Raw genomic sequence first — 25,676 nt, 5'->3', positions numbered from 1 at the left:
GGTTCCGCACGGAGAACCGTTCGTCACTTTTCCAGGAGTGTTCTAAATCCGCGCGAAGCCGAGCACGAAAAGGGCGAGCGCGCCTGTCGAAGCGAAGGTGCGCACGTGGTTCCAGCGGACCCAGTCGGTCAGGTAACGCTGCTGCCAGAGCTCGGCGGCTGCCTGGCCGGCAGGGGCGGCCGCAAGCGCGTCGTTCAGCGGAACATTGATCGCGACCGTCACCGCGAGCGTGCCCACAAGGTAGACGAGCCCGCCGGCTGCCAGCAGATAACTCCCCTGCCCGCCCGAGATGAAGGCCATGACGAGGAGGATCAGGCCAAGCAGCGCCGTGCCCATGAAGGCGGAGAGAAACAGCGGGTTCTGAATGACCACGTTGATGGCGTTCATCGCGGCGACCCCCTGATCAGGCGGGAGCCGCGACAGCGCCTGCATGATGCAGACCGAGAAGACGAAGAAGAGCCCGGCCATCAGACCGGATCCGATAGCGGCGGCAAAAGCCAGCGCAGGAACAAGGGCAACCATCGCGGCACTCCAGACGGGAACGAAGCCGCTTCGGGCCGCTTCCCTCGTTTCAGACTCGAGGCAGCGTCGACGAAAGCCAGCCGCCCGCAAAGCCGGCCCTTCTCAACCCATGGCTGAATGCCGGAATGCTGCGCGTCAGTTCCCAAATCAGGCCGCTTCTCCAGTTCTCGATCATCATGACCACGAGCCCCTGGTCAAGCCCGACGATTCTGTCGTCCACCCAACCCTCGGGGCCGTCCCCGGGCAGGCTGGGATTGAAGCCGCCGGGAAGGCAACCCTCCTTAACGAGCGCGGGGTAATGCGACATCAGGTGAGAAAGGCTGGCGAGACACGCGTCCGGCTCGAACGGCAGGCCGGCGAGTGACGCCCATGAAACAAGCGTACCGTCATCGGCGCCGAATGGTGCGCCGCGTGCCTCGTAGCCGAGCAATCTCTGCCGCCGCCCGTCGCGAAGCCGCAGCCAGCCTTTCGGCGCGTGGCAGGCGCTGAAGCCCCATAGATCGCTGCAGTAACCCGCGAAGCCATGGGGATTTTCTTCGGCATGGGCGCGCTGCAGCCTGATGGCCCGGCGGGAGTTTTCGAAATAGTCGCTGTCCCTTTCACGCATCCCCCGGTCGCGAAGGCCGCGAAAATCGATCCAGGCCTGGGGAAACAGGTGGACGAAGAGCGCGCCGGCGTGGAGATGCGCCATCCCGCCGAGCGTGAGCCATTCATGCGCCGCGGTGTAGGCGTCGTAGTTCTGCGGCATGATCGGTCGTGTCGGCGATCCCAGTGCCAGGACATAAAGGAGCAGCGCCTCGCTGTAGCCCCGCCAGCGGTGCTTCAGGAAGCGCCCCGGCGGCCGCCAGCCCATTGTGACGGTATCGCCGCCATTGAGCGCCCAGTTCCAATCGGCCCTTTCATAGAGAAACGCGGCGAGGCTCCTGATCTCCCGCTCCTGCGCGCCCGAGCCGGAAAAATAGGCCGCTGCGGCCAGGGCACCGGCAAGCAGCAACGCGGTGTCGATCGTGGAGAGTTCGCTTCGCCAGGCACGCTCTCCCGACCGTATATCGAGGAAATGATAATAAAAGCCGCGATAGCCGCTTGCCCGTACGTCGCTCTCCTGCCGGCTCGCCGCGAAGAATGCGAGGGTGGCCAACACACGCCGGGCGGCCTCCGCCCGCCCGATCCAGCCGCGCTCGACCGCGACCGAATAGGCTGCCAGTCCGAAGCCGGTGGCGGCGATGCTAGACGGAGAACCCTCGCGCGAGGTGTCGGCCACCAGACCGGTTGCCGGATCGGAATATCGAAGAAAGTAGCCGAACGCCGCGCGCTGCAGCCGGTCGACGCATGCGATATCCGAGTTCCAGCTCGAGTGAAACATGGTGGCCTATTCTTCGATGACGTTGGTGACATTGCGGCGGGTGGCGCAGCCCTTGCCGCGATCACCGAATATTGTAGGCCCGCGTCGCGCCAGCAGTCGCGGATTTCCAATCCTGTGGTACATTCGTCGGATTACATCGGCCCGGAGGCCGAGGCCGGTTTTACGGCAAATCGCGGTGCCCGGGATAGAGGGGCAGAACGCCCGACGCGTGATCCACGATGATTGGCTGATGCGATGTTAGGCACGATAGCATTGATCCTGGCTCTGAGCGGGAGCCCGATACAGTCGGCAGCCGTGGCCGCCGACGTGGACGTGGAGCTGTTGCTGGCTGTCGACATGTCCGGTTCGATGGACATGGAGGAGGCGCGCGTGCAGCGCTCCGGCTATCTGCAGGCGCTGCGACACCCGGATTTCATCAATGCGGTCCAGGGCGGGCTCCTCGGGCGGATCGCCATCGGCTATTTCGAATGGGCAGGGCTCGTAAACGAGACATCCGTCGTAAACTGGCAGGTGATCGAAAATGCTGCCGACGCCGAAGCCTTCGCCGTCAAGCTTGAGGCGCGGCCGATCGGGACGCGGCGTGGCACCTCGATCTCCAACGCGATCCTTTTCGGCACGAGCCTCATCGATTCGAACGCCTTTTCAGGTGCGCGACGGGTCCTCGACATCTCCGGTGACGGACCGAACAATACCGGGCCGCCGGTCACGCCTGCCCGCAACGATGCCGTATCGCGCGGAATCATCATTAACGGGCTTGCCATCCTCATCCGCCCGTCGGTCTCGACCGGGCCGCTCGACCAGTATTACGCCGAATGCGTCATCGGCGGCCCCGGCTCCTTCGTCCTGCCCGTCCATGAGCCCGAGGATTTCGCGATCGCAATCCGCCAGAAGCTTATCCTGGAAGTAAGCGGCCTCACTCCCGCGCCGGCGCTCCGCCTGGCAGCCGGCGAAGCCGCGGCAGACTGCATGATAGGCGAAAAGCTGCGGCCCGGTTTTCTCGACAGGGTCTACCCGGAGCTGGATCGCTAGACGTGAGAGCGCGCCGCGGGTCTTCCCGCAGCGCGCTTTTCCCCGCCCGACCATCGATCGCATCGCCGTTTCGGTGAACGGCGAAGCCGCCTTGGCTCTTTGCGACGCGACCCGCGCCCGCTGCTATTGCAACGAGTGAATTCTGGCGTCGAAGCCCGCCGCCGCGATGACGAGCTCGCTGCGATCCCGCAATTCGTTGGCAACGGCCTGCAGCGCCATCTCGACGCAATATTCGACGGCCTGAGCGTCCAATGCGCGGGCGCTATCGCGAATGTGGCTCAGCATTCTGGCGATGCTCGCAAGTTCCGTTTCAGTATCCGTCAAGGACGAAGGATGATTATTCATTTGAACCCCCATTCCGTGCGCTTCCCTGACGGCGACTATAGACGAGTTCGGATTTTCCGCGCGTTGCACGAGCGTTGCACTCGCACCGGTAGAGTACCGGAGCGGACCTCGCCAAATGCTTTGCGGGTCTGCTCCTTTATGATGCGAGCGCTTTGGAAAGCGCGCGCGGACCGAAACGGCGCGCTCTTTCACCGTCAGGGTTTTCAAGATCGGGAACGAAGATCTTGACGACCGCGAACGGCAGAGCTTCATCCGACAGGCGCACCACAATTACAGATTGCACGCCTGCATCCTTTAGATGATCGATGGCGTGCCGCAGCAGCCCGTCCGGATTGCCGCCTGCATGCGGCGTCGCAGGCGCATGCAGGCACGGCGCCGCGAGGAAGGCCCGGCGGGTCGAGTCCGGCAAAGGCCGGCTGAAGGTTTCGGGAAAGACGTCGTCCCGCGCGCCGCTCATGAAGGTGAGCCGCGACTGCGCCGCTTCGGTCACCGCTCTGATCGCCGCGCGAACGGCAAAGACATGCGCCCCGCAGCCGCTTGTCACATCGACGAAACGACCATCGTCCCTGATGGCGATGTCGGAGGGGCCGAGCAGTGCCAGAAAGCAGGGAATACCGATGTCGCTGGTAATGTCGAAAAGCCGGAGATCGAGACCGGCGGCTCTGATGCGCTCGACGAGACTATTCAGCGCTGCATCGCCGAACCCCTCGGGAGCAACGCACTTTCGGTAACGGCTCTGCGGCCCTGACACGCCCCACAGGACATGGGCGTCGCGCTCGATGCGCTCCAGCAGCCCGTGCAATGTCGCTTCCTGAATGGAATTTCCCGATGCGAGCCCATCCGACGACATCCAGAAACGCGAAGGCCGGGTACGGTCCAACTGCGCCGCGTCGAGCGGTACGAGCACCTCGCGGCCGGAGATCAGGTCGGAGCCGGGAGCCCAGAGCAGTTCTTCGTCCGGACCGATTTCCTCCTGCCCGGCCGCAATCAGCCCCGGAAGCGGGTTCACGGTCCGCCCGGACGCCTGCAGGGAGCGCATCGTGGCCACTATGGTTTCGACGGCGGGTTCGCCGGCAACAGCGCGCTCCAGCGCCTCCATGACGGCGGAAACCTTCGCCTCCGCATCCGTCAGCCCTTTGCCCTGTGCAACCACGATGGATCGCGCATTCGGCGTATAGGCGCACCAGACCGGGATTCCGGTCCTGTCCAGTCCCGTGTGCCTGGCGATGCGGGTTATGCCGAAACCGGAAAGCAGAGGCCTTACACGGTCGAAGGTCTCTTCCGGACTCAGCACACGATCGGAATATTCATTGCGCAAGTCGGCCCCACCCCCGATGCCGGGACCGGTCACCCGTCGAAATGGCCCGAAAACACCTTGTCGGCGGAGGACACAGCCACTGCGAGGTCGACATTCTTGACGATCGTCCCCCCTTGTGCGCGGAGCTTGTCCGCCACGGCCAGGTCGCCCGTCACCTGATCGAGCGGCCTCACGGTTCCGCTCCCCAGGTCCGCCAGCCACAGACCCGGCTCGCCGGCAATGCCTATCACAACAACCTTCGCCATATCGCTATCCCTCATCCTCAAAACCCCGCCTTTTTCAGCCCCTCACGATAGAGGTCCTTCTGCCATTGTTCCTTCATCGGAACGACGGCAAGCCACTTGTCGACGTCGAATGTCGGATTGCTCTTCAACGCCCGCATCCGGTACGCCCGTGCTTTCTTCTGGTCGCCGAGCATCGCCCAGCTTGCCGCAAGCAGCCTGTCGCCGGGCGACTTGTCCTTCATTCTCTGAACGTAGCCGATCGCGTCCTCATAGTTTTCGAGGAAATAGCTGGCACCGGCAGCGCTCCAGAAGTACGTGTCGGGCGCCAGCGGATTGAGCGAAAGCGCCTTGGCCAGCTTGTCCAGCGCGTCGCGCGGACGGGAGACATGAACGAGTGTGTCGGCGTGGCTGTAAAGCACGTCTGCATAATGCGGACTCAGATTTTCGGCGAGATCCAGCGCCGCAAGGCTCTCGTCGAGATCACCCTGATAGAGTTTGACGACACCGAACTCGCGGTGTGCTCCGGGCAGGTCCTCATTGCTTTCGATCGCCCCCTTGGCGTGATGCTCCGCCACCGACAGAAGTTCCCGATCGCCGCGGGCCGTCAGGATCCACTCGATTGCATAGGTGCGCGCCATCCCGCTCAGCGCCGGAGCGAAATCCGGCTTGTGCTTGAGCGCGGCCCTGAAATCGCGGCGTGCCCTGCGGATTTCGGGAAGCCCCACGCTAGAGAGGTTTCGCAGGCCGGCGAGGTAGGCGTAATAGGCCTCCGGATGGGCCAGATAGTCGATACGCGCGGCACGGCCGGTCTCGACCTGCTCCGTCACCGCCCGGGCGACATGAAAGGCGATTTCCTGGCGTTGCTGGAGCAGGCCGACCGGAGATATCGCAAACCGCTCCGCCCAGACGATCGCGTCGGAGGGCAGAAATATGAGCTGCGTGAAAAGTCCCTGGTCCGACATGCGGCAGTCGAGCGCATAGGTGACGCCATGCTTTTCCAGGAACGCAGCCTTGTCCGCGGCATCCCGTATCCGCTCCGCCGTGTAAGGAGCAACGACCGACATCGATCGTTGCGCACATAGCCCGATCGTGATGTCCTCGACCACGGCCACGCTGACCGCGTGAAGCATCGGATCGCTGCCGAAGGCCGCCGGCGGAAGCAGAGCGACACGGGGTGCCGGCGCAACCGGCGGAGCACTCGCCTCCCTTGCGAACTCCCTGCCAAACGCAGCCTGCGGCAGCCGGGCCCTTTCCAGCTTGCCGCCCCCGATGACCAGCCCCCCGCCGGTCATCCGCTCCAGGATCGCACGCACGGCCGTATCCATCGGATCGAGCTCGAGGAGGTGCATGCACGCGCTGCGCCGCAGAGACCTGTCGGCAAACCGCTCTTCGCCGCCGAGAAGCGCCGCACGCATCACCTGCGTGAATAGTCGCCGCTGTTCTCCGACCCAATCCGCATAGCGGCCCGGCGGCACATCCGCGCTTGCCAGAAACCCGTCGCGCCAGAGCGCAAGCCCGGTGCGGAACGCCTCTTCCGAACGTTCCAGAGCCTCGAAACCGTCGACGTCGCAGGTAATCTCCCCCAGCGTAACCTCGGTTTCCGTCGCCGTAATGAGCGGCCCCGACTCCGCAGCAAGGTGGCGCATGCGCCACAATGTCGACCGCAGGTTCTTGAAAGCGACGCTCTTTTCCCGCTCGGGCCAGATCAGCATTGCAAGCTTTTCACGGGAAGCCGTTTTCTCCCCGGACACGCAGAGATAGGCGAGTATCAGCGACCCCCGCTCGGGACACGCCACAACCACGCCGCCGGAATCGACCAGCCGCAACTCCCCGAATGTCTGCAGACGATAATGCGGCCCCGCCACGAAAACCTCAAATGGCTCGAATAGTGGAAGCGCCGCCGGCGACCGGCGAGACCGTCGACATCTCGTTCACCACCCTCTCCTGCCCCTTCGGCACGAACACCAAAGCGCACGCTGCGCCCCACGGTTCATCGCTGGAGAAAGAAGGACGGACGCCGAACAGGCCGGCAATCTCTGCAGGCGCAGCCACCGATCGGCACGGTTCATGCCTCCGGATGTGCGGCTGCGACGCCCGGAGCCATACCTGCCCGTCCCTTTGTTCACTTCCCAGCCCGATGCGGAAACGCATGCAGCCCAGATGCGAACATGCTCGAAAAGCCGGAACATGGCAACTCATTGCCGCTTATATCTGTTAAGGACGCAGCCCAAGACGGCGTCCGCGGAGCTTCCGCATCGTTGTTCGCCGGCTGTTTTCATGCTATGTTCAACGGGATCGATCGAGGGTGCCGTAAACCCCGCTGCAGATCGTTCGCCGGAGCGCGCTTGGCCCAAACAAGCGCGCTTTTTGCTGTCGCAATGCCAGCGGTTACCAATAGGCAATCCATGACGCAACAATATGAATGGCGGACTTCGGAAGTCGTTGATCAACTCATTGCGCTCGGGGTAAAGTCTGGAGGCATTCTGCTCGTTCACAGTTCCTTTCGCAGCGTCCGGCCTGTCGAAGGCGGGCCGCTTGGCGTGATTGCCGCTCTGCGCACGGCCATCGGCCCGGAGGGCACACTCGTCATGCCATCATGGTCGGGTCTTGACGACGAGCCGTTCGACCCCGCGACGACACCTGCAACGTCCGATCTGGGAGTACTCGCCGACACGTTCTGGCGTCTGGAGAATGTGACGCGCAGCGACCATCCGTTCGCGTTTGCGGCAGCCGGCCCGCTTGCCGCACGCATCACTTCAGACACTCTGCCCCTGCCCCCGCACGCTCCCGCAAGTCCGATAGGGCGTATCCACGAACTAGACGGGCAAGTGCTCCTCATCGGCGTCGGGCACGATTCGGACACCACGCTGCATCTCGCCGAGCTAATGGCGAAGGTCCCCTATGGAGTGCCGAAACACTGTACGGTCCTCGATAACGGCAGGCCGATCCGCATCGACTATCGCGAGAACGATCACTGCTGCCAGAACTTCAACCTGGCCGACACCTGGCTGCGGCGAAAGGGCTTGCAGCGGGAGGGCCCGGTCGGCCATGCCCATGCTCGCCTGATCCGCTCGCGAGACATCGCGAGGATCGCCACGGATCAACTGGCCCGCGATCCACTCGTCTTCCTGCATCCGGTAGAGGCAGGGTGCGACGAATGCGATGCGGCGCGCCAGTCGGCCGGCTGCGCTCGTGGCGGCAGCCTCGCCGGGTGATCAGCTCGGCCGTCTCCTACGGCCCGTCTGATGACATGGCACGGCTTTACGAATCCGAGTATTTGACCGTTACGCCGCGCTGCCGAAAGTAGGCCTGCATCAGCTTCCTGCCAGAACGGTTGTTCTGTGCGAGTCTGCCCGGATCAAAGACGGCCTCTTTCAACCCCTCCCGCGTCAACGCTGCCTTGAGAGTCGCGATATGCGCGTCGATGTCGGCATTGTCCGCCTGGAGCGATTCATAAATGCGGTTTATCGCATCTGCGACGGTCGGTTCGCTCACCATTACACTCCTGTTGTTGTCTGGCTGGCGCTTACCATACTTTTTGCCTTGACCCTAGAGGACGCTCTGTCTCCGACAGCATGACGTCATTGACGATCTAAAGAAGGCGACCCATCTAGGCCTGATGCCGAAACACGACAACAGTCGCATAGAGCTGCTCAAGACGTGGGTGCTGCCGCCAGCGGCGACATTGGGTTCATCCGTCCGCATGAAGGGCATCCTTCTGGAAATTCGCGCGCGGCTTCCGTCTGCCACGAAGAAATCGCTCAATCTCGATGGTCCCGAGCTCACGCTTATGATGTCCGCAAGCGAGAAGGCTGCGTTCCACGCCGCATCGGCTGTCGTCGCCGAGGCGTTGGGAAACATCGAGACCCTTCCGGTGATTCCGCGCGAGATCGAGGACATTCTCACGATCAAGACGAGCGAAAGACATCGCTGGCTGGCCGACGGACGCTTGCCGAGTGCTGGAACGCGAACGGTCAAGTTGCGCGGGCGCGCCAGAAAGATAACGTTTCATGTCTTCGACCCGAGGATTGTCGGAGACATTCTCGACCGAGGCGTCGTGGACGATTGGCGCGAGGAAGACGCGGCGGCTGCCGCCGAAAACCGCAGACGGGCTGCGTACAAGGCGAAGTTGACGCGATCGTTGAGAAACACCACCAAGGGCGGATCGAACTCCGAAGCCGAACACGGAGACGTCGCCTCCAACCTGGCCGGATGGGAGGAGTTCGGGCGCGATGGACTTCTTCGGTAATCAGTAACCGACCGGATTGCGCCCGGACGCGGTCACCCCTTCTTTATAATTGCCGTCGATGATGACCGACACGAATTGGGGCGAGCGATTTTCTAATGACCGACGTAACACTAGGCTTCTACGACACGAATGCCGAGGAATATGCTGCCAACGGGGGCGCCCCCAATCCGAGGTTGTTCACCTTCCTCGACCGTTGCAGGCCAAACGGTAAAGTCCTGGAACTGGGGACCGGTGGCGGAGTCGATGCAGCCGCCATCATCAAAAGAGGCTTTGATCTGGACGCCACTGACGGCTCCTCCGAACTCGCCGCCATTGCGTCGCGCCGCATCGGACGGCCGGTCAAGACAATGCTCTTCAATGAGTTGGATGCCATCGGGATTTATGACGGCGTATATGCTTGCGCTTCCCTGACCCATGTACGTCGATCCGACCTTCGCGGTGTGATCGAGAAAGTTTACCGGGCGATGATCGAAAACGGGGTCGTTTGGGCGAGCTTCAAAACAGGAGCCGAGGAAGGTCCGGACGCACTTGGTCGTCATTATAACTATCTATCGCAAGACGAGTTGATACGGATCTGGCGTGCAGCGGCACCTTGGCGGGCGATTGAAACGGAAGCGTGGTTGGGCGGCGCTTACGACCGGAAGGCAACGGAATGGATGGCGATTACTGCCATGAAGTAAATCCGCTAAGGCCTGTTGAGATCCATTTGAGTTTATGACGGCTGCTTCGTGCGCCACTGCATGTTTCCTTTGATCGTAACCGATCAATGGACAAAAACATGCAGCCGCTTAAAAGGCTACAGCGGAGGACTGCAACCTCTCCTCGTTCCTCATTCCTGTGCTTGTCACAGGGATCCAGCAGCGCCGCGTCTGCGGCGCGGGAAGCGTTCTTTCAGCCCAAGGACTTGGGCTGACTGGATTCCTGTGACAAGCACAGGAATGAGGGCCGGGGATGTGAGGCTACTACAGATGGCGAGCATGCGAGGGAATGGTCTAACTGTCACGCAATGAAAGGTTACGTCCGCATTTTCGCATCGAAGTGAAGCGGGACGCTGTATGCGGGCGTGACCCGCGACCTTCCGCGCCGCCTCGCTATCTTCACAATTTATGCACGCGTCGAGGGACCGCACCCTCTCCTCCCTCATCCCTGTGCTCGTCACAGAGATCCAGCAGCGCCGCGTCTGCGGCGCGGAAGAGCCTTTCCAGCCCAAGGACTTGGTCTGGCTGGATTCCTGTGACAAGCACAGGAATGAGGAAATCAAACAAGTGGCGGCAATGCGGGTGACTTCGGCTGCACAGAGTGTAGGTTGGCAGCCATCTACCACCACGAAGAGAGCGCCAATGCCCCGTTTTCTAGCCGTGTACACCATGAAGCCCGAAGACCTCGCCGCCTTTCGCAGTCTGCCCAAGGCAGAGCAGGACGCGATCGACGCGGTCGGACTGGAACAGTGGGCAGCATGGGAGGACAGAAACGCGGCATCCATCCTCGATCGTGGTGGCATGGTGGGCAAGACGACACGCGTAACCAGGGACGGTATCGCCGATGCCGTGAACCCTTTTTGCGGCTACCTTGTCGTCGAAGCGGAAAACATCGAGGCCGCGGCGCGGCTGTTCCAGGACCACCCGCACATCACAGTCTTTCCAGGAGACGGCGTAGATATCATGCCCTTTCTGACCTGAACGCCTTCGGTCAGCTATTCAAGCGAGATTGTGCCCAAACGGAAACGCGCCATTCTTGATTGGTGGCGCCGGCTTGCTTTTCGGCACCGGGTGTATGCCGCGAGCGGCCCTGCCACCGTCAATTGCTTGCGAAGCAGTAGAAGAGGCCGTCTCCGCCGGTTCCCTTGAATGCCTCGTTCGAGCAGCCGCCCCTCGTCGAATGCGACGAATTCCAGGATTTCGCCGCATCGGAATCGTCCAGGCCCGTTCGGTCGCTGTGACCGACGATCGCCGCGCCCTCCGCGCCGCCCATTGTCCAATTGCCGCAGGTTTCCGGTGCGGCAGTTCCATCTGGTTTCGAGCCAGTCAGGATGTCGTGGCGGTTGGGGCTGTCGCCACGGCCGGGAATGACTTCGCCTTTCTCGTTGAGAGCCGTCTGCTTCGTCACGTTGTTGCCGTCGCTGTGAAGGGAGGCGACATCGTCGGCGATCTTCTCGCCCTTGGCGTTGTACCAGGGACCGTTTCCGATCCGATCCCTGGCGTTCTCGGTGTCGGTGGATAGATAGGCTCTCCAGGTCTTGCCCGTCGAACCACTCGCCGTCGCCAAGGAATTGCAGTATGCGTCGGCTCCGGCCAGTCCTCCGAGGTCGCCACCCCTGCCCGGATTTGCGCTGGTGACGAAGAAGCTCATGGAGGTGTCCTGGGCGTGTGCCGACAGTGGAGAGCAGGCCAGGACGGCCACTGTGAATGCAAGCGCGCGGTTCATGGCGATTCTCCAGCATTTCGTCAGTGAAGCCTATTGCTGAAAACGGCTGGCGTAAAATCGAAATCCTGTGATTGGAAAACCGGCAACCGATGCGTGAGCCACGTTCATGCAAGCGCTGTCCAGAGCTGCATCGCGCCAACAGCTGTCCCTACCGGATCGACTGCCGCGACACTTCCAGGGCATCGCGGGAGTTGAGCGCGTTAGGCAACGTCTTGAAGCTGGGCCTCACCGTTATGTAGGAAACAGGCTTTGTTGAAGAGCCCCAAATCAACGAGATTTGGAAGACGAATGTCCCGAATGTCCGGCAGGCGCTTGCTTTCCGGATCAAACGACCGATCTACCTGCGAAATGAATCCGAGTACAACTCCAGTCTGTTTGGCAAAGTCGCGAAGAGCCCTAACTTGATTCGACAGTGCTGGCTTAGTTCGCTGCTGATCCAGTATCTGCAGATAGTCGATCACGGCAACCGTCCCGCGCTCCGACCCCGATAAATGGCGGATGATGTAGTCCGCGCTAATATCATCAGACGTCAAGATTTCCAGCTTGTCGCAAAAACCGTGGGGTCCCTCGTCCAAAGAACGAAGGTGTCGCCTCGCCTGCTGTTCGGTAAATTCCAGCGTGAAGAAGACCGCCTTTCTGCCGTCTCGCGCAGCGTCGAGCAACAGTTGAAGGCCGAGCGTGGTCTTGCCATGTCCTGGGCGGCCGGCCATCAAGAGCAAATCACCCTTATCCAGCCGAGCTAGGATTGATCTGGACAGTGATGCCGCTGCGACTTGGGACGAGAGGAGGCTCCACCTCGCGAACCCTTCCTCACGCGCAACTTGGTCCAGTGCTTCGTGCAGGGGGACACTATTATTCCGGGCCATGAGCTTGGCTCGGCGTTTCAATTGGAAAATGGGGGCAGAAAGTTTCATCGAAGAACCTCCACTCCGAGCCAGAAGCGCAATCCCTCCTTATGCGATGCTCGAACAGATGGTTCGATGATGATGTCGTTACCCTGCATGTGCGATACTTCCCCGAAAGGAGGGAGGAGGCGTGGGCCAAGCCTGTGCTACGGAAATTAGCGGGCCTGCCGATTCGTCACAAGACTTTCTGACAATGAGTGCGGATACCGGTGCACGTTTCGGGTGCCCCTATTGGATGGTGAAGGATGGGGGGAGATTGCCGCCACGTTCAGGTGAGCACTGTCTAGGGCTGCACCGCGCCAACAGCTGTCACTACCGGATCGACTGCCACGACACTTCTAGGACATCGCGGAGGTGGCGTCGGTAGATGCGCGGCTGTAGGAAACTTTTCGGAGGACTGCAACGTCTCCTCGTTCCTCATTTCTGTGCTTGCCACAGAGATCCAGCAGCGCCGCGTCCGCGGCGCGGGAAAAGTTCTTGCAGCTCAACGACCTGGTCTGGCTGGATTCCTGTGACAAGCACAGGAATGAGGAAATGAAATAAGCGGCGGCGGGCGCCCCGAATCTCAGCAGGCCTCGAATTGGGGACTATTGCCGTCAAGTTCTCGCATTGCGATGACGATGAACACTGGCCCCCCGGCAAACGCTCCTCTATGTTTCAATCCTGGGTCGTGAAACGATCGACGATGCTGAAGTCGTGGAATGCTTGCACCCAGGCCGTTTGCGGTATGAAACTTCTCCGAAAAGAGGGTTGTTTCGGAATGGAAGGAATTCTCCAGCAGGTCCCGTCCCCCTGGCACCGTATCGAGATATCGCAAGTCGAAGACCTGTCCGATGCCGTGCATGGTGCCGGAATGGAAGCTACACAGATGGCGCGTGGCAAGCTGTCAGGCAGCCTCATTTTTTCCGAGCAGGATGGCGTGACATACAGCGGCGGCTTCATAGAAGGCCGTGTGGCGCTTCGCGGACCTCTCTCCCCGGACACTCTTTCTTTGGGGCTTGGCCTTTGGCTTCCCGGATCATCCTGGCACTCGTTTACCGAGGTCAAAACTGGAGACGTGGCCATATATCATGGAGGGGACGAACACGATTCTCTCTACGCGCCGGGTTCCGTGTACGCCGTAGCGACGCTTTCCGCCGATCAGCTCGAGCAGGAAGCCGGAAAAAACGGAATGGTTCTGGACAGGGCTGCGCTAGGCGGAACTGGGATCCACAATCGATCCATGACGCCGGAGGTGGTAACGGCGCTTGCGGCCGAATTTAGCCGCATCCACACGGGCAACCCCGCACGGCCCGGTCTCGGGAAGATGCTGCTGAGAGCGCTCATCAATCATCTTGGTCGCCCCCCTTACAACCACGGACGCCGGGCCAACACACATCTTCATGCGAGGATCGTGGCGCGTGCCAGAGCCTACATAGTCGAACACCTTTCTGAGCCGATAGCCCTTGATGACATCGCCGCTGCCGCCTTCGCCTCGCGTCGTACGCTCTACCGCGCGTTCGCGGACATCCTCGACGACACTCCCCAAACATACGTCCGGCGTCTAAGGCTGCACAGAATAAGACGGGGCCTCGCGACTGATCGGGAACGAGCGTGCACCATCGCGGTCGTGGCAAATGAGTGGGGCATCAGCGAACTCGGCAGATTGGCGGGATGGTATCGCGAATTGTTCGGGGAACTGCCGAGCGAAACATTAGCAGCGTTCAAGCAGTCCGAATCCGCACAGGAAGGCTCGACAGCCCACTAGATTGGCAAAAGGCGCATAGAGGGAACGCTTCCTTCCTGCCATCCTCGTATTTTGGGGATGCAAATTGGAGAGCGTGGTCCATGGCCATGTCGCAGCCTTGAAGAAGCTAAGCGGTGATCCGTTCCCGGATGCAAAGGCCGATCATTGGCAGCGCTTCCCGTTGCAAGACATCGAAGGCCTTCGAAATGCAGTACTGGGTGCCGACCTGGACGCAGTGCAAATGGCGGGGCGCAAGATCGGCGGCAGTCTCGCCTTCAGCACATACGACGGCGTGATTCTCAGTTCGGGCTTTATCGCGGGGAATGCGATGGCGAGGGGTGTCCTGTCGGACGCTGCCGTCACCGTCGGAATTGTGCTCTCCCAGGTCGGTGGATTTCGAGTCTGTCTGCGACAGGCCCCGGAAGGAACGGTGGGTATTCTCCTTCCGGGTTGCGAGGTCGACGTCCTATGCGCACCAGGATCGATGTATGTAACGGCAACTCTTGATCTGCGCCGGCTGGAGGATGGTCTTGGCCGCAGGTTTCTGCAATCCGCGGTTCATTCCAAGCCATTGGCCCAGGAAAAACTCAAAGAGCTGAGAGAAGCGTTGCTCCGGGTGCACCTGGGAGAAGAAACAGAGGCCGGCGTCCACATAGGAAGCACGATGTTGCGGGCCGTAATTTCTCACTACGCAAACGATCGGGGGACGACCACCGCAAGCCGGCCTTCGTCCTATGAAACCATCGTTCGACTGGCGCAACAATATATCGACCGGCATCTCGCAAGTCCTATATCGATAACCGATATCACGACGGCGTGCGGATCGTCCCGTCGCACCCTTTACCGCGCCTTTCTCGAGGTGCTGGGCGATACGCCCAACCACTATCTGCGCAGGCTTCGGCTGCATAGAATTCGCCGCGATCTGATGGCTGTCGATCAACTGGCGACCATATCGGCAAGCGCCAAAAAGTGGGGCATTGCCGAACACGGGCGCATGTCCGGCTGGTATCAGGAGCTTTTCGGAGAGAAGCCCAGCGCAACCGTAGCCGCACAATCCCTCCGCGCGATTTCACGAGCCTGGCTCTGAGATTGGCAAAAAACGCATAGCCGCCTGCGGGCGCGGGGGTGCATAGTCTGCCCAAAAATCCGGCATGTCGGCATTGGAACACCAACCACAGCAGAAGGCCGAGTATCATGAAACGCACGACCGCATTTCCATCGATAGCCGCTGCATTCCTTGCGTTGGGACTGACCGGTTCGGCAGCGGCCGAAGAGGCACGCTTCGATCGACTGGCCAACCTGCCGTTCGAGCAGAACCGTCCCACGGCCGAGACTGCCAGGATCCTGAAGGACGAGCTTCACTTTCAGCAGGCGACCCAAGCCTATATCTGGGCCTTACCGCTGATCAATACGCTGGGCATGAGGAGCGGAGCCGAGGACGTCTTTGGCACCGGCTACAACGTGATGCCCGTCTGGAAAGAGAGGCTTGACACCAAGACAATGGTGACGACGCCGAACTCCGACCTGATCTATGCGATGGCTTTCGTCGACATGGGCGAGACGGGTCCGATCGTATTTGAGGCACCTCCGAAACTTCAGGGCATCCTGCTTGACTTCTGGCAGCGGCCGATCCCGATGGACGGCGGCAAGTTTTTCGGCGACGTCGGCCTGCCCGGCCCCGATGCGGGCAAAGGTGGTACATTCGTCATCACGCCGCCTGGCTATGACGGACAGTTACCCAAAGATGCTTATATCTACCGCTCGGGCACCAATAACCTCTTCGTATTCCTACGCGCATTCTACGACGATCCGGACAATCTCGAGCCCACCAACAAACTGGTGGAACAGGTCAAGCTCTATCCGCTGAACCTCCCCGAGAGCGAGCGCAAGCCGATGCAATTTCCGAATGCTTCCGGCGTGAACGCGAACATGCTGCCGCGCTCGGATATCTCGGCGTTCGAGCAGTTGAAGTGGCTGATCGACCGTGAAGGCCAGAATCTGGCGGGACCGGACGGTCTTGGTCTCCTCGCCAATGTCGGCCTGATCGCGAAGGAACCCTTCTCGCCCTCTCCGCAGACGCGGGCAATCCTCAACACCGCAGCGGATGTCGGCTATAAGATGAGCCGCGCCATCGGCCTTAGCGAGGAGGTCGGCGGTAAGTCGCTCCTCGTCTGGCCAGATCGGCGCTGGACCAATCCGATAAACACCGCCGCCGAACCAGGACCGGAGAAGTCGATCGACCTATCCTGGGTGAACCGGGAACACGGCTTCACGGACATCGAGCACCGTGCATGGATGTTCACGGATTACTATTCAATCAGCCCCGGTATGGTGTCGCTGACGCCGGGCCGCGGTGCCTTCTACGCAATCGCCTTCAATGATGCGGACCGCACGCCGCTGTCGGGGGACAATTCGTACAAGGTGACGCTGCCGCCTGATGTACCGGCCGAGTTGTTCTGGTCGCTGACGCTCTACGAGGCGGAGAACGCATCGGGCCTTGCGACCGATGAGCGGCGCTACCCGTCGCTCGGCTCTCGCGACAAACCGGTCGTCAATGCAGACGGCACGATCGACCTTTACATCGGGCCGAAGGCTCCCGAAGGCAAGGAAGCCAACTGGCTGGCGACGGCTCCCGGCCGAGGCTTCTTCGCCATCCTTCGGCTCTACGGTCCAGGCGAGCGCGCCGTCGACTATAGCTGGAAGCCGGGCGATTTCGAGAAGATCAAATGACAAACTTCCGTTCAAGGCGAGACGGCTGACACGGCCGGGAATCCTAGCGAAATGAAATTCGGCGGGCAGATCGGCCGGCCCGGACCGGAAACCAACCTGCAGGAGAACGATCATGACCGTGCTTTCCAAAATTCTGACGTCGGCTCTTTTGGGATCGGCATTGTGCAGCGCATCGGCCGCATGGGCTGAGGAGGCGAACCCCTTCGAAGGCGATGCCGCAGTCAAAACCCGCATCGGCGAGTTGAACTTCCAGAGCGGATATCCATCCGCCGAGACGGTGAAAAAGCTGTATGACGAGATGGACTTCCAGCGCGCATCGCAAGCTTATCTCTGGGGCATCCCGGCGGTCGGTATGAACGAATGGCGTCGCGCCCACTACAGCGTGTTCGGCGGCAAGAGCGGCGAGATGCTCACCTATCTGGACTTCGCCGAAAAATTGGGAATCCTGACGCCGAACTACACGACGCCTTACATCGCCACCTTTATCGACTTGAAGGAAACTGGTCCTTTCGTCGTCGAAGTGCCTCCGGGGTTGATCGCGGGGATGATCCTCGACCCGTGGCAGCGGGTGCTTGCCGATCTCGGCGTCGTCGGCCCCGACATGGGCAAGGGTGGAAAATACCTGATCATGCCGCCCGGATACGGACCGGTGGAGGCACCCGGCTATTTCGTGGTGCAGGCCACGAGCCGCGACGTCTTCGCCGGCTTCCGGCTGCTCGATGCCGACAAGGAAAAGGCGATCGCCGAGATGATCCCGCAGATCAAAACCTACTCCTGGACTGTCGAAGGCACTGGCGAGCCGATGCCGGCACGCGCCGCCGGTGACAAGAAGTGGAGCCAGATGCCACCACGCGGCATGACCTACTGGGAGAGTCTGAACGAAGTCATCCAGCGCAACCCCATCGACGAACGCGACCGGCTGATCCTGGCTCAATTGAAATTCCTCGGCCTCGAGAGAGGGCGGCCATTCAAGCCCGACGAAAGACAGAGCAAACTGCTCCAGGACGGGGTTCTGGTCGGCGAGGCAATGGCGAAGGCGAACACCACCGACAGAAGAGTGGAGCCTCCTTTCTGGGAGGGGACCAATTGGAAGCATGCTTTGGTCGTGGCGACCGATCAGAAGGCGAACACCTATGATCAGCTCGACGAGCGCGCCGCGTGGTTCTACGAGGCCGTCGTGATTTCGAAGGCGATGCTGACCCAGACTGTGGGCGTCGGACAGCGCTACATCGCGTCCTACAAGGACGCGGACGGGGCATGGCTCTCGGGCGAGAACACCTACAAACTTCATGTCCCGGCCAATCCGCCGGCAAAGAATTTCTGGTCCGTCACCGCCTATGACGAGGCGACGCGGCAGATGCCGGTCACCGAGCAGGGACGGCCGGACATCTCATCGCGCAAGGAAGACATCGTCGCGAACGAGGACGGATCGGTGGACGTCTATTTCGGCCCGAAAGCCCCCGAAGGCAAGGAGGCGAACTGGGTGCAGACCAACCCCGACAAGGGGTGGTTCGCCTACTTCCGCTTCTATGGCCCGACAGAGGCGTTCTTCGACAAGTCCTGGGCGCTGCCCGACATTGAGAAGGTCAACCCGTAAGTCGTGAACTGTCGCCCTTCCTGTTTGACGACCACCATCCAGGAAGGGCGCACGCGGTTGCAGCGCACCGAATTCTTTCGATACTGGAGAGACCAAGCGATCGGTTTGCAAAACCGTCCATAAGTGGTCGAACCTTTGTTTGCGTTGGACCAACGGCCGTGCTCAGCCCCGAGCCTAATCCAGCTGCTCGTGGTTGGTGGCGACTTCCTGCGCCTTCCGGTAGCTCTCGATCAGCAACGCGTAGGGCGGAAAGATTTTCGTGTAGATTTCGCCCACTGCTGGGCATTACCGCGATGCCATGCGCGCTGTTCGCCACGTCCCGGACCTGCAGGACTTCGGGTCCTCCCGGCTCGTACATAACCAATGCCCGCATCGTCTCAAACATCGCGCGCCACTCCTCCGCTGTGCTCAACCGCATGGATCAGGCGGTGCAACTTGACGGCATCCCCGAATGTCGGGCTCTGGCGCGTGCCTGAGGTAATATCGGACGCGAAGAGTTCGTAGAGTTTCTTGACGTTCCCCGTGAGCACGTTTTCGTCGGCACCGAAGTCGTCCGGTACGGAGAGCGAATGCAAGGTCTCGCCGTCCTGAGCGCCCATGAGTCTGAATCCACCCAGGCCCACATAGCCTACGGGGCTTGTCAGCAACAGGTCGCCCTTGCTTCCGTTGATCTCCAGGTGAAAATTGGTCGCACGCGACAGCCCGCCGCGGAAGTGACTGGTGATCAGCGCGCCATTGGCGAGCTTGCCGGTGAAGGCGATCTGATCGGCGACCTCGAACGGGACGACCTCCTGGCTCTCGGTCATCCTGATCGTCGGGCGGCGGCTGACGAGGGTGCCGGAGACGGTCTGGAAATCCTCGTCCAGAGCGAAAGTCAGAGCGTCGATCGTATGTGCGAACGGCACGTGCAGCATGCTCGCGCCTTGGGAAGGGTCGAGGGTGTAGCGGAACGCTTCCTCGATCTCTTCGCCCCACGTGATCCCCGAACCGATGACCGTCGCGGAGAGAACCTCGCCGACATAGCCTTGGGAAACGAGCCTCCGCATATGCCGGATGGTCGGGTTTGCCCGGGTCTGGAGCCCGATCATCGCCGAGACGCCTTTCTCCAAGGCGAGCGCGTTCATGGTTTCCGCATCGCGCAGGTTCATACCGAGGGGCCACTCCGAGAACACGGATTTCCCGGCTTCCAGGGCCGCCGTCACCAGCCCAAGATGTTCCGGCACCCTGACCGTGACCACGACTAGGTCGACCTCAGGATGATTGACGAGTTCCTCCATCGACGAAACGGCATGGTCGAAACCGAACTTCTCGGCCGATGCCTTTGCGATCTCCATGCGGGTGTGGCTCACTGCGGAAAGTCGAAACTGCTCGAGGTCACGCAACGCGGGGACATGGGCGGTCGATGCCCAACCGCGGTCCGGATGGACGCCGATGATGCCGACTCCGATGGGGCCCTGGGTCATTGCAAACGCTCCTTGGGCGAGATTTCCAGAATGGTTCGGCGAAGCTCCAGCTTGGCTATGCGCCAGTGTCCGTCCAGAAACTCCCAGGTTTCGTAATAGTGGCCGTAGCCGTGCATGCTGGCGGGGCGTTCATCGTTCGCGGGCGGGAAGACCAAGTAGTCCTCCATCGACCAGATTGCGTCGACCAGACCTTCCGCGACGCGCTCCATCTCTGCGTTGTGGACGTGATGAATCGTGCGCGCGCCTTCAAGGTAGCTGGCACTTGTCGTGACGAATTCGTCGACCGACGTGAAGGCATGGATCGTATGACCATCGGGATCAACGAAACGGATGGTCGGCGCGTCGGCGAAAAGTTCCCGGAATTTCTCCCAGTGCTTGGTGTCGGCATATCGGCAATAGCGGGCTTTCCTCATTGCGATCTCATCGAATGCCTGTGAATTATCCTGCATTTGCATTCTCCGTTCGGAGGCCTACATAAGGCGCTCGCTCTGGACGTTTGAGGTCGATTAGTCCTGAACTGTTGTCTGATCGTCCAAAATTCACGGGTCACACTCCGGCCATGTTCAAGAAGGCGAGCTCTGTCGCGCATCGGGGGAAGCCGCACCCGAGGTGATTTTCGTACATGGAACCCACGTGTTGGAGCGTGTTCATCGGCACTCTTCCAGGAATTTCAGCGCCATATGCCAAAGTCTCTCCGCGTTGGAGGGGTCGAGCGCGTAGCCGGGAACGCCCTCCAACTTCAGCTGAGGACGGCTCTGGACGATCGGTGCCTCAGCGCAGTTCTCGAAGTAGCGCCCGTTGGTGCCCTCGACCAATGGGGAGGCAGCGACGAAGACTGACGTCGCTGCCCCCTCCTCGGGTGTCTTGCGCAGGTGCTCTGGGGTGCGGAGCCCTCCGGTGTGGCGCTGAAGGTTTGTGGCGATCGCGCCGGGGTTGAGGGCATTCGAGACGATCCCGTCGTCCTTCCAGTGCTGTTTGATCCCGACGGACAGCAGCGTGCACGCGGTCTTCGACTGGGCATACGCCAGCAGCGGATCATAGGGAATAAAGCGAAAGTGGGGATCGTCCCAGAATACGGGTCCGAAGAGGCTGCCGCTCGAACTCACGGACACGACACGCGCGCCCTGGGCGTTGGCAAGGTGCCGGCGGAGGCCGAGGGTCAAGGCGAAGTGACCCAGGTAATTGGTCGCGAACTGCATCTCCCAGCCTTGAGAAGAGCGCCGAAGGTCCGGCAAAGCCATGATTCCCGCGTTGTTGATCAGCGCGTGGATCGGGCCCTCCCAGTCTTCGATGAAGCGGCCGACAGAGCGGAGATCGGCAAGGTCGAGCGACCGGACCGAAATGTCGGGATTGGCCGTCCTGATCCTGAGGTCTTGCGCGACTTCCTCGGCGGCCTCCGGGCGACGGACGGCGATGACGACGGACGCGCCGGCAGCGGCGAGCGCAGCCGTCGTCTCGATCCCGATACCGCTAGCGCCTCCCGTGACGATCATGGTCTTCCCATGGAGGTCGACGTCGCTCAAGACTTCCGACGCCGTCGAATGGAATCCGAATTGCGGGACTTGAAGCATGTGAGCCTCCTGCAGATCGAGCCGTCACCCGGACGGAGCGCGTGAAGTCACTCGGTGATTTTGACGAAACCCTGCTGCACGAGCTGGATCGTGCGCGCCATCGCGTCGAGGTTGATCTTGATGTGGGGAAGGAGGTCGGCGTTGCCCCATCCGTTGACCTTGGCGGTCGCCCCGCAGAGCTCGACCTTCACGCCGACATCTATGAGATCGGAGACGAGCTTCTTGTACGGGTTGCCCGTGGCGATGTTGCGGGAGGCGTTGTAGGCGGCATCGTCGAGGGTGACATGGCCGGCGTTGGTGTGGAAGACCACGATGATGTCGGATGCCGCCTTCCAGTTCGCGATGTCCGTTGTGATCAGTTGGAGATGGAACAGCGCCGCGGGAAGATCGCCTTCGAACTCGAGGCCTCCGATGCTATGGACGGATTTCACTTCCTTGAGCTCGACCGGAATGTCGATGAAGAGCGCGCTTTTCGCTTCGGACATGGCTGTCTCCTGAGGGTTCAGACTGCTGCGACGGTTTGATGCCGGGACGCCCCCGATGGGGGGGGCCCGTTGGCGCGCGGGAGGATGGGGAGGGACGCGCCAGGAAACGGTTATTGCGGGTCAGGCGTTACACGCCCTCGTAGACCAGCTTGGTGAAGAACGCCGGGTCGATTACGAATTTGCCCCACTTAGCGTCGAAAGCTGCAGTGGGCTTGGCGGCTACGGTCTCGTCTTTTGAACGCCCCTCGCGCTTGAGCGCCGCGACGTTTTCCCGGATGGCGACGAGCATGTCGCGGAAGGCCTGGAGCTCCGCCCGGTTACTCACGGGGTTTCCGTGGCCGGGAATGATGATGGTCTTATCGGTCGAGGCGGCCAGATTGGCGTCGGACGCGGCGATCATCCCGTCGATGCTGCCGCCCGTCGAGTGGTCGATAAAGGGGTAGATGCCGTTCCAGTAGGTGTCGCCAACATGGAGGACATCCGCTTCGCCGAACATCACGGAGATGTCGCCGTCCGTATGCGCCGGGCCGTAATACTTCATGTCCAGCGACTGGCCGTTCAGCTTGAGCGAATGCTCCTTCGCGAAGACATGCTTGGGCACGCCGATGGGCTCCAGGGCCAGGAAATTGTAGTCCCAGTCCTCGACCCTGTGCACCTGCGAGAGATATTTGCGGGTGTTCTCGTGGGCGATGATCTTGGCTCCACCCGCGCCAAGCCACGGGTTTCCGTCCGCGTGGTCGAAGTGCCAGTGGGTGTTGATGAGGTGGGTGACGGGCTCGGCGGAGATCGCCGCGAGCGTCGTCGTCATCTGCGTCTTGGAGACGCTGATGCCTGCGTCTACCATGACGAGGCCGTCTTTGCCGTCCAGGACCGCTATGTTGCCGCCGGAGCCTTCGAGGACGGTGACGTTTCCTCGCAGTTTGTGGGTGGCGATCTTGGCACTGGCGGCGCTATCCTTGATGAGGCTCACCAAGCCGCGCGCTTCGGCGTAGGCGGCGCGGGGACTCATCCAGCCACTGGTAGCCGCGAAGCCCGCCGCCCCGATGCAGCAAAGGCAAAATCCACGACGGGAGAGCATGTGTTCGGATTTCATGGCATACCTTTCCGCAGCCGGTCGCAGGCGAGCCGACGGCTATCCAGCTGAATTTGTGGGAGGTAGGGCAGACCTCGCGGCCTGCCCGGGGCGTCACGCTTTGATAAAGGCCAGCAGGTCGGCGTTAATCACGTCGGCATGCGTCGTGAACATCCCATGCGGATAGCCGTCGTAGACCTTGAGCTTGCCGTCCTTGAGCAGCTTCACGGACAACTCCGCGGAGTCCGCGATCGGAACGACCTGGTCGTCACTGCCGTGCATGACCAGAACGGGCACGTCGATGATCTGGAGGTCCTCCGTGAAGTCGGTCTCGGAAAAGACCTTGATGCATTCGTAGTGGGCGTTCGCTCCGCCCATCATCCCCTGTCGCCACCAGTTGCGAATGGTGCCTTCCGATATGGCTGCGCCGGGGCGGTTGAAGCCGTAGAACGGGCCGCTGGCGATATCGAGATAGAGCTGCGCGCGGTTCGCCGCCAAAGCAGCACGGTAGCCGTCGAAGACCTCGATCGGAAGTCCGCCGGGGTTCTTAGCAGACTTGACCATAACGGGAGGAATGGCGGAAATCAGGACGGCCTTGGCGACCCGGCCCTTGCCGTGCCGGGCGACATACCTTGTGACTTCGCCGCCGCCCGTCGAGTGGCCGATGTGGATCGCGTCCCGGAGGTCGAGCGCTTCGGCAAGCGCCGCGACATCGGCGGCGTAGGTGTCCATATCGTTGCCGCCGGACGTCTGGCTGGAGCGTCCGTGCCCTCGCCGATCGTGGGCGATGACGCGGTAACCCTTACCCAGGAAGAAGAGCATCTGGTTATCCCAGTCGTCGGCGGAAAGCGGCCAGCCGTGATGGAAAACGACGGGCTGCGCGTCCTTGGGACCCCAGTCCTTGTAGAAAATGTGCGTGCCGTCTTTGGTCGTGATGCTGTTCATGGTCTCGCTCCCTTCAAGGATTGGGGTGGTTGGATTCGACGAGGCCGTGGCGGCCAGTACTTCCAAAGGAAGCGTCGTTGCAAGTGCGACGACGGCGGTTCCTGTCAGGACTTCACGTCTCGTCGCCGTGAGCATCGGAAACGCTTCTCTGGTAATCATATCTCTTCCCTCAGTGGCGTGAACACGGCTCCGCTATCGGCCGGATTACGCCCGGCCGCTCTATTGTGGTCGCCGTTAGTGAATGGGATCAGCCCAGGACAGGTGCCGCCGCGGCCCATTCCTTTCGGGTCGTCGGCGTGCCGTCGATCATCTCAACCACCTCTTTGGACTTCGAAAGTGTCGTCATCAGCGATTTGGGCCCCTCGAACGGGCGGCCGCCGATGTGCCAACCGTCGGTGTGGAGCTCCTCGATCAGGACCCACACGACCTCGCGGAAGGCTTCCGAGCCTTCGAACTTGACCATGACGTCGGTCAGGGCCTTAGCCATGGCGTGCTTCTCTTCCGGCGTGAAGACGCCGTCAACCAGTTTCACATTGACAAATGGCATGACGTAATTCCTCCAAGCGTTTGGATGAGTTGGCGGTGGGTTCCGGCTACTCGGCGACGTCGACGACGATCTTCCCCCTGGCAGTCCGGTTCTCGATTTCGGCATATGCTTCGGCGACGGTTTCGAAGTTGAAGCGGCGCGCGTCGAGGAGAGGTGTGACCTTTCCGGCTTCGACGAGGCGCTTGGCCTCGCGCAGGATCGCTCCATGATGGGCGCGTCCTTCTCCGGTCAGGATCGGCAGCAGCGTGAAGACGCCTGAGTAGCTCGCAGCCCGGAAGGAGAGCGGAGCTAGTGAGTGGGTGCCCCACCCGAGGCAACTCACGACGTGTCCGAAGCGGCTCACCGCATTGAAAGCGGCGTCGATCCCGGGCCCGCCCACGGTGTCGTAGACGACGTCGAAGCCGCGTCCGCCTGTATGGTCCTTCACATACTCCTCGGCGGACTGATGGCGGTCGATTGCTGTAGCGCAGAGCTCCTCGATTTGGCTGTGCTTGGACGACTTGTCGACCGCGAAGACCTCGGCTCCCAAAGCGCGCGCGATCTGGATGGCGACATGGCCGACACCGCCGGCACCGATCACGAGCACCTTCTGCCGCGCCTTTACGTCCGCGCGATCCACGAGACCTTCCCACGCGGTTATGAAGACAAGCGGCAGCGCCGCCGCTTCGCGCATGGTCAGGTTGTCGGGCTTGGGTGCGAGCAGGTCGGCGTCGACGGTGACGAAGGTGGCCAGCGAACCCTGGAGACCACCGACACCGCCCGTCATTCCGAAAACCTCGTCGCCGGGCTTGAACGCGGCGACGCCGGGTCCTACGGCCTCGACGACGCCGGAGACGTCCATGCCGAGAATGGCCGGCAAGGGATGCCGCGCATGGGGAGCCTGGCCGCTCTTGATCTTGAGATCAAGCGGGTTGACGCTACTCGCCTTGACCCTTACCAGCACCTCGCCCGTCACCGGCGCTGGGCAGGCCATGCTGGTGCGGACGAAATGCGAGTTGTGTTCATTCAGGACGAGGGCGTCCATCGTAGTTGCGGTGGTCTTCATCTGCTTGCCTTTCATGCGGTCGACGACTATGCGACGAGCAGAAGATGCAGACCGATACGTTTTTGGGCCAGTGAATCATGGTGAATTCTTGTGACGGCGCCCGCACAGCGGCACCT

The 25,676-nt window shown here is 61.4% G+C and carries 26 protein-coding genes; 9 read left to right on the top strand and 17 right to left on the bottom strand.

Annotation, left to right across the window (positions count from 1 at the left end):
• Positions 1-42: 42 nt before the first annotated feature.
• Both AC6CIG_RS05415 and AC6CIG_RS05410 read right to left on the bottom strand, forming a co-directional pair.
• Positions 43-522: an anthrone oxygenase family protein gene (locus AC6CIG_RS05415; protein WP_127711336.1), complete on the bottom strand. Its 480-nt coding sequence runs from the start codon at positions 520-522 to the stop codon at positions 43-45.
• A 49-nt stretch (positions 523-571) separates the two neighbouring features.
• Positions 572-1,885 (bottom strand): glucoamylase family protein, encoded by a 1,314-nt coding sequence (locus tag AC6CIG_RS05410; RefSeq protein WP_127711338.1) that lies wholly within the window; start codon positions 1,883-1,885, stop codon positions 572-574.
• A 234-nt stretch (positions 1,886-2,119) separates the two neighbouring features.
• On the opposite strand from AC6CIG_RS05410, the gene AC6CIG_RS05405 reads away from it, so the two are divergent.
• Positions 2,120-2,914 carry a DUF1194 domain-containing protein gene (locus AC6CIG_RS05405; RefSeq protein WP_437411698.1) on the top strand — a complete coding sequence of 265 codons (795 nt, stop codon included), beginning with the start codon at positions 2,120-2,122 and terminating at the stop codon, positions 2,912-2,914.
• A gap of 123 nt (positions 2,915-3,037) precedes the next feature.
• On the opposite strand, the gene AC6CIG_RS05400 is transcribed toward AC6CIG_RS05405, so the two are convergent.
• The 4 genes from AC6CIG_RS05400 to AC6CIG_RS05385 form a co-directional block, all read right to left on the bottom strand.
• Complete coding sequence (locus AC6CIG_RS05400; RefSeq protein WP_018095571.1) at positions 3,038-3,271, bottom strand: hypothetical protein; 234 nt, start codon at positions 3,269-3,271, stop codon at positions 3,038-3,040.
• Positions 3,272-3,395: 124 nt separating this feature from the next.
• Entirely contained in the window at positions 3,396-4,610 is a 1,215-nt protein-coding gene (locus AC6CIG_RS05395; RefSeq protein WP_164867134.1) for a YcaO-like family protein, read from the bottom strand.
• On the bottom strand, positions 4,607-4,822 hold the full coding sequence (locus AC6CIG_RS05390; protein ID WP_127712803.1) for a hypothetical protein: 216 nt from the start codon (positions 4,820-4,822) through the stop codon (positions 4,607-4,609). The genes AC6CIG_RS05395 and AC6CIG_RS05390 overlap by 4 nt, the downstream gene beginning before the upstream one ends.
• A 17-nt stretch (positions 4,823-4,839) precedes the next feature.
• Positions 4,840-6,666 (bottom strand): AfsR/SARP family transcriptional regulator, encoded by a 1,827-nt coding sequence (locus AC6CIG_RS05385; RefSeq protein WP_127712802.1) that lies wholly within the window; start codon positions 6,664-6,666, stop codon positions 4,840-4,842.
• A gap of 540 nt (positions 6,667-7,206) precedes the next feature.
• Between AC6CIG_RS05385 and aac(3)-IV the strand changes: the two genes are divergently transcribed.
• Positions 7,207-8,016: an AAC(3)-IV family aminoglycoside N-acetyltransferase gene (gene aac(3)-IV, locus AC6CIG_RS05380; RefSeq protein ID WP_127712801.1), complete on the top strand. Its 810-nt coding sequence runs from the start codon at positions 7,207-7,209 to the stop codon at positions 8,014-8,016.
• 46 nt (positions 8,017-8,062) lie between these two features.
• Here the strand turns inward: aac(3)-IV and AC6CIG_RS05375 are convergent, their stop codons facing one another.
• The gene (locus tag AC6CIG_RS05375; protein WP_018095575.1) at positions 8,063-8,299 is read right to left on the bottom strand and encodes a hypothetical protein; all 237 of its coding nucleotides are present in this window, start codon (positions 8,297-8,299) and stop codon (positions 8,063-8,065) included.
• 121 nt (positions 8,300-8,420) lie between these two features.
• Here AC6CIG_RS05375 and AC6CIG_RS05370 point away from each other — a divergent pair, with 121 nt between their 5' ends.
• The 3 genes from AC6CIG_RS05370 to AC6CIG_RS05360 all read left to right on the top strand — a co-directional run bounded on the left by AC6CIG_RS05370 (position 8,421) and on the right by AC6CIG_RS05360 (position 10,729).
• A complete protein-coding gene (locus tag AC6CIG_RS05370) occupies positions 8,421-9,050 on the top strand; it encodes a hypothetical protein (protein ID WP_127712800.1) in 630 nt (209 codons plus the stop codon).
• Between the two features lie 95 nt (positions 9,051-9,145).
• A complete protein-coding gene (locus AC6CIG_RS05365) occupies positions 9,146-9,730 on the top strand; it encodes a methyltransferase domain-containing protein (protein WP_127712799.1) in 585 nt (194 codons plus the stop codon).
• Between the two features lie 660 nt (positions 9,731-10,390).
• Entirely contained in the window at positions 10,391-10,729 is a 339-nt protein-coding gene (locus tag AC6CIG_RS05360; RefSeq protein WP_164867141.1) for a hypothetical protein, read from the top strand.
• A gap of 118 nt (positions 10,730-10,847) precedes the next feature.
• Here the strand turns inward: AC6CIG_RS05360 and AC6CIG_RS05355 are convergent, their stop codons facing one another.
• A complete protein-coding gene (locus tag AC6CIG_RS05355) occupies positions 10,848-11,474 on the bottom strand; it encodes a hypothetical protein (RefSeq protein ID WP_100671791.1) in 627 nt (208 codons plus the stop codon).
• A gap of 200 nt (positions 11,475-11,674) precedes the next feature.
• Complete coding sequence (locus tag AC6CIG_RS05350; RefSeq protein ID WP_127712825.1) at positions 11,675-12,388, bottom strand: DNA helicase; 714 nt, start codon at positions 12,386-12,388, stop codon at positions 11,675-11,677.
• Positions 12,389-12,959: 571 nt separating this feature from the next.
• On the opposite strand from AC6CIG_RS05350, the gene AC6CIG_RS05345 reads away from it, so the two are divergent.
• The 4 genes from AC6CIG_RS05345 to AC6CIG_RS05330 all read left to right on the top strand — a co-directional run bounded on the left by AC6CIG_RS05345 (position 12,960) and on the right by AC6CIG_RS05330 (position 18,432).
• Complete coding sequence (locus AC6CIG_RS05345) at positions 12,960-14,126, top strand: helix-turn-helix domain-containing protein (RefSeq protein WP_498322500.1); 1,167 nt, start codon at positions 12,960-12,962, stop codon at positions 14,124-14,126.
• A gap of 73 nt (positions 14,127-14,199) precedes the next feature.
• Positions 14,200-15,192, top strand: a complete 993-nt coding sequence (locus AC6CIG_RS05340; protein WP_437408807.1) for a helix-turn-helix domain-containing protein — start codon at positions 14,200-14,202, stop codon at positions 15,190-15,192.
• A 107-nt stretch (positions 15,193-15,299) separates the two neighbouring features.
• Positions 15,300-16,835: a DUF1254 domain-containing protein gene (locus AC6CIG_RS05335; RefSeq protein WP_127712774.1), complete on the top strand. Its 1,536-nt coding sequence runs from the start codon at positions 15,300-15,302 to the stop codon at positions 16,833-16,835.
• A 112-nt stretch (positions 16,836-16,947) separates the two neighbouring features.
• Positions 16,948-18,432 (top strand): DUF1254 domain-containing protein, encoded by a 1,485-nt coding sequence (locus tag AC6CIG_RS05330; protein ID WP_127712773.1) that lies wholly within the window; start codon positions 16,948-16,950, stop codon positions 18,430-18,432.
• Positions 18,433-18,809: 377 nt separating this feature from the next.
• Here AC6CIG_RS05330 and AC6CIG_RS05325 read toward each other — a convergent pair whose 3' ends face one another.
• The 8 genes from AC6CIG_RS05325 to AC6CIG_RS05290 all read right to left on the bottom strand — a co-directional run bounded on the left by AC6CIG_RS05325 (position 18,810) and on the right by AC6CIG_RS05290 (position 25,560).
• Positions 18,810-19,895 (bottom strand): Gfo/Idh/MocA family protein, encoded by a 1,086-nt coding sequence (locus AC6CIG_RS05325; RefSeq protein ID WP_127712772.1) that lies wholly within the window; start codon positions 19,893-19,895, stop codon positions 18,810-18,812.
• Positions 19,892-20,344 (bottom strand): nuclear transport factor 2 family protein, encoded by a 453-nt coding sequence (locus tag AC6CIG_RS05320; RefSeq protein WP_127712771.1) that lies wholly within the window; start codon positions 20,342-20,344, stop codon positions 19,892-19,894. The genes AC6CIG_RS05325 and AC6CIG_RS05320 overlap by 4 nt, the downstream gene beginning before the upstream one ends.
• Positions 20,345-20,542: 198 nt before the next feature.
• Positions 20,543-21,388 (bottom strand): SDR family NAD(P)-dependent oxidoreductase, encoded by an 846-nt coding sequence (locus AC6CIG_RS05315; protein WP_127712776.1) that lies wholly within the window; start codon positions 21,386-21,388, stop codon positions 20,543-20,545.
• 125 nt (positions 21,389-21,513) lie between these two features.
• The gene (locus tag AC6CIG_RS05310) at positions 21,514-21,951 is read right to left on the bottom strand and encodes a DsrE family protein (RefSeq protein ID WP_018095588.1); all 438 of its coding nucleotides are present in this window, start codon (positions 21,949-21,951) and stop codon (positions 21,514-21,516) included.
• Positions 21,952-22,078: 127 nt separating this feature from the next.
• A complete protein-coding gene (locus tag AC6CIG_RS05305) occupies positions 22,079-23,044 on the bottom strand; it encodes an MBL fold metallo-hydrolase (RefSeq protein WP_100671800.1) in 966 nt (321 codons plus the stop codon).
• A 93-nt stretch (positions 23,045-23,137) separates the two neighbouring features.
• On the bottom strand, positions 23,138-24,127 hold the full coding sequence (locus AC6CIG_RS05300) for an alpha/beta fold hydrolase (RefSeq protein ID WP_498322497.1): 990 nt from the start codon (positions 24,125-24,127) through the stop codon (positions 23,138-23,140).
• A gap of 88 nt (positions 24,128-24,215) precedes the next feature.
• A complete protein-coding gene (locus AC6CIG_RS05295; protein WP_056584964.1) occupies positions 24,216-24,515 on the bottom strand; it encodes a tautomerase family protein in 300 nt (99 codons plus the stop codon).
• Between the two features lie 46 nt (positions 24,516-24,561).
• Positions 24,562-25,560 (bottom strand): zinc-dependent alcohol dehydrogenase family protein, encoded by a 999-nt coding sequence (locus AC6CIG_RS05290; protein ID WP_127712769.1) that lies wholly within the window; start codon positions 25,558-25,560, stop codon positions 24,562-24,564.
• Positions 25,561-25,676 lie beyond the last annotated feature (116 nt).

This window comes from Sinorhizobium sp. GQ132, from assembly GCF_059758575.1.
This window is presented reverse-complemented; position numbering and strand designations above follow the sequence as displayed.

Bases quoted from the DNA above. Each gene is read 5' to 3' on its own strand.
- AC6CIG_RS05325 (WP_127712772.1), bottom strand. From the start codon at position 19,895: ATGACCCAGGGCCCCATCGGAGTCGGCATCATCGGCGTCCATCCGGAC.
- AC6CIG_RS05350 (WP_127712825.1), bottom strand. From the start codon at position 12,388: ATGAAACTTTCTGCCCCCATTTTCCAATTGAAACGCCGAGCCAAGCTC.
- AC6CIG_RS05405 (WP_437411698.1), top strand. From the start codon at position 2,120: ATGTTAGGCACGATAGCATTGATCCTGGCTCTGAGCGGGAGCCCGATA.
- AC6CIG_RS05290 (WP_127712769.1), bottom strand. From the start codon at position 25,560: ATGAAGACCACCGCAACTACGATGGACGCCCTCGTCCTGAATGAACAC.
- AC6CIG_RS05375 (WP_018095575.1), bottom strand. From the start codon at position 8,299: ATGGTGAGCGAACCGACCGTCGCAGATGCGATAAACCGCATTTATGAA.
- AC6CIG_RS05410 (WP_127711338.1), bottom strand. From the start codon at position 1,885: ATGTTTCACTCGAGCTGGAACTCGGATATCGCATGCGTCGACCGGCTG.
- AC6CIG_RS05330 (WP_127712773.1), top strand. From the start codon at position 16,948: ATGACCGTGCTTTCCAAAATTCTGACGTCGGCTCTTTTGGGATCGGCA.
- AC6CIG_RS05320 (WP_127712771.1), bottom strand. From the start codon at position 20,344: ATGCAGGATAATTCACAGGCATTCGATGAGATCGCAATGAGGAAAGCC.
- AC6CIG_RS05315 (WP_127712776.1), bottom strand. From the start codon at position 21,388: ATGATCGTCACGGGAGGCGCTAGCGGTATCGGGATCGAGACGACGGCT.
- AC6CIG_RS05355 (WP_100671791.1), bottom strand. From the start codon at position 11,474: ATGAACCGCGCGCTTGCATTCACAGTGGCCGTCCTGGCCTGCTCTCCA.
- AC6CIG_RS05415 (WP_127711336.1), bottom strand. From the start codon at position 522: ATGGTTGCCCTTGTTCCTGCGCTGGCTTTTGCCGCCGCTATCGGATCC.
- AC6CIG_RS05305 (WP_100671800.1), bottom strand. From the start codon at position 23,044: ATGAAATCCGAACACATGCTCTCCCGTCGTGGATTTTGCCTTTGCTGC.
- AC6CIG_RS05365 (WP_127712799.1), top strand. From the start codon at position 9,146: ATGACCGACGTAACACTAGGCTTCTACGACACGAATGCCGAGGAATAT.
- AC6CIG_RS05370 (WP_127712800.1), top strand. From the start codon at position 8,421: ATGCCGAAACACGACAACAGTCGCATAGAGCTGCTCAAGACGTGGGTG.
- AC6CIG_RS05360 (WP_164867141.1), top strand. From the start codon at position 10,391: ATGCCCCGTTTTCTAGCCGTGTACACCATGAAGCCCGAAGACCTCGCC.
- AC6CIG_RS05310 (WP_018095588.1), bottom strand. From the start codon at position 21,951: ATGTCCGAAGCGAAAAGCGCGCTCTTCATCGACATTCCGGTCGAGCTC.
- AC6CIG_RS05300 (WP_498322497.1), bottom strand. From the start codon at position 24,127: ATGATTACCAGAGAAGCGTTTCCGATGCTCACGGCGACGAGACGTGAA.
- AC6CIG_RS05335 (WP_127712774.1), top strand. From the start codon at position 15,300: ATGAAACGCACGACCGCATTTCCATCGATAGCCGCTGCATTCCTTGCG.
- AC6CIG_RS05400 (WP_018095571.1), bottom strand. From the start codon at position 3,271: ATGGGGGTTCAAATGAATAATCATCCTTCGTCCTTGACGGATACTGAA.
- AC6CIG_RS05295 (WP_056584964.1), bottom strand. From the start codon at position 24,515: ATGCCATTTGTCAATGTGAAACTGGTTGACGGCGTCTTCACGCCGGAA.
- AC6CIG_RS05390 (WP_127712803.1), bottom strand. From the start codon at position 4,822: ATGGCGAAGGTTGTTGTGATAGGCATTGCCGGCGAGCCGGGTCTGTGG.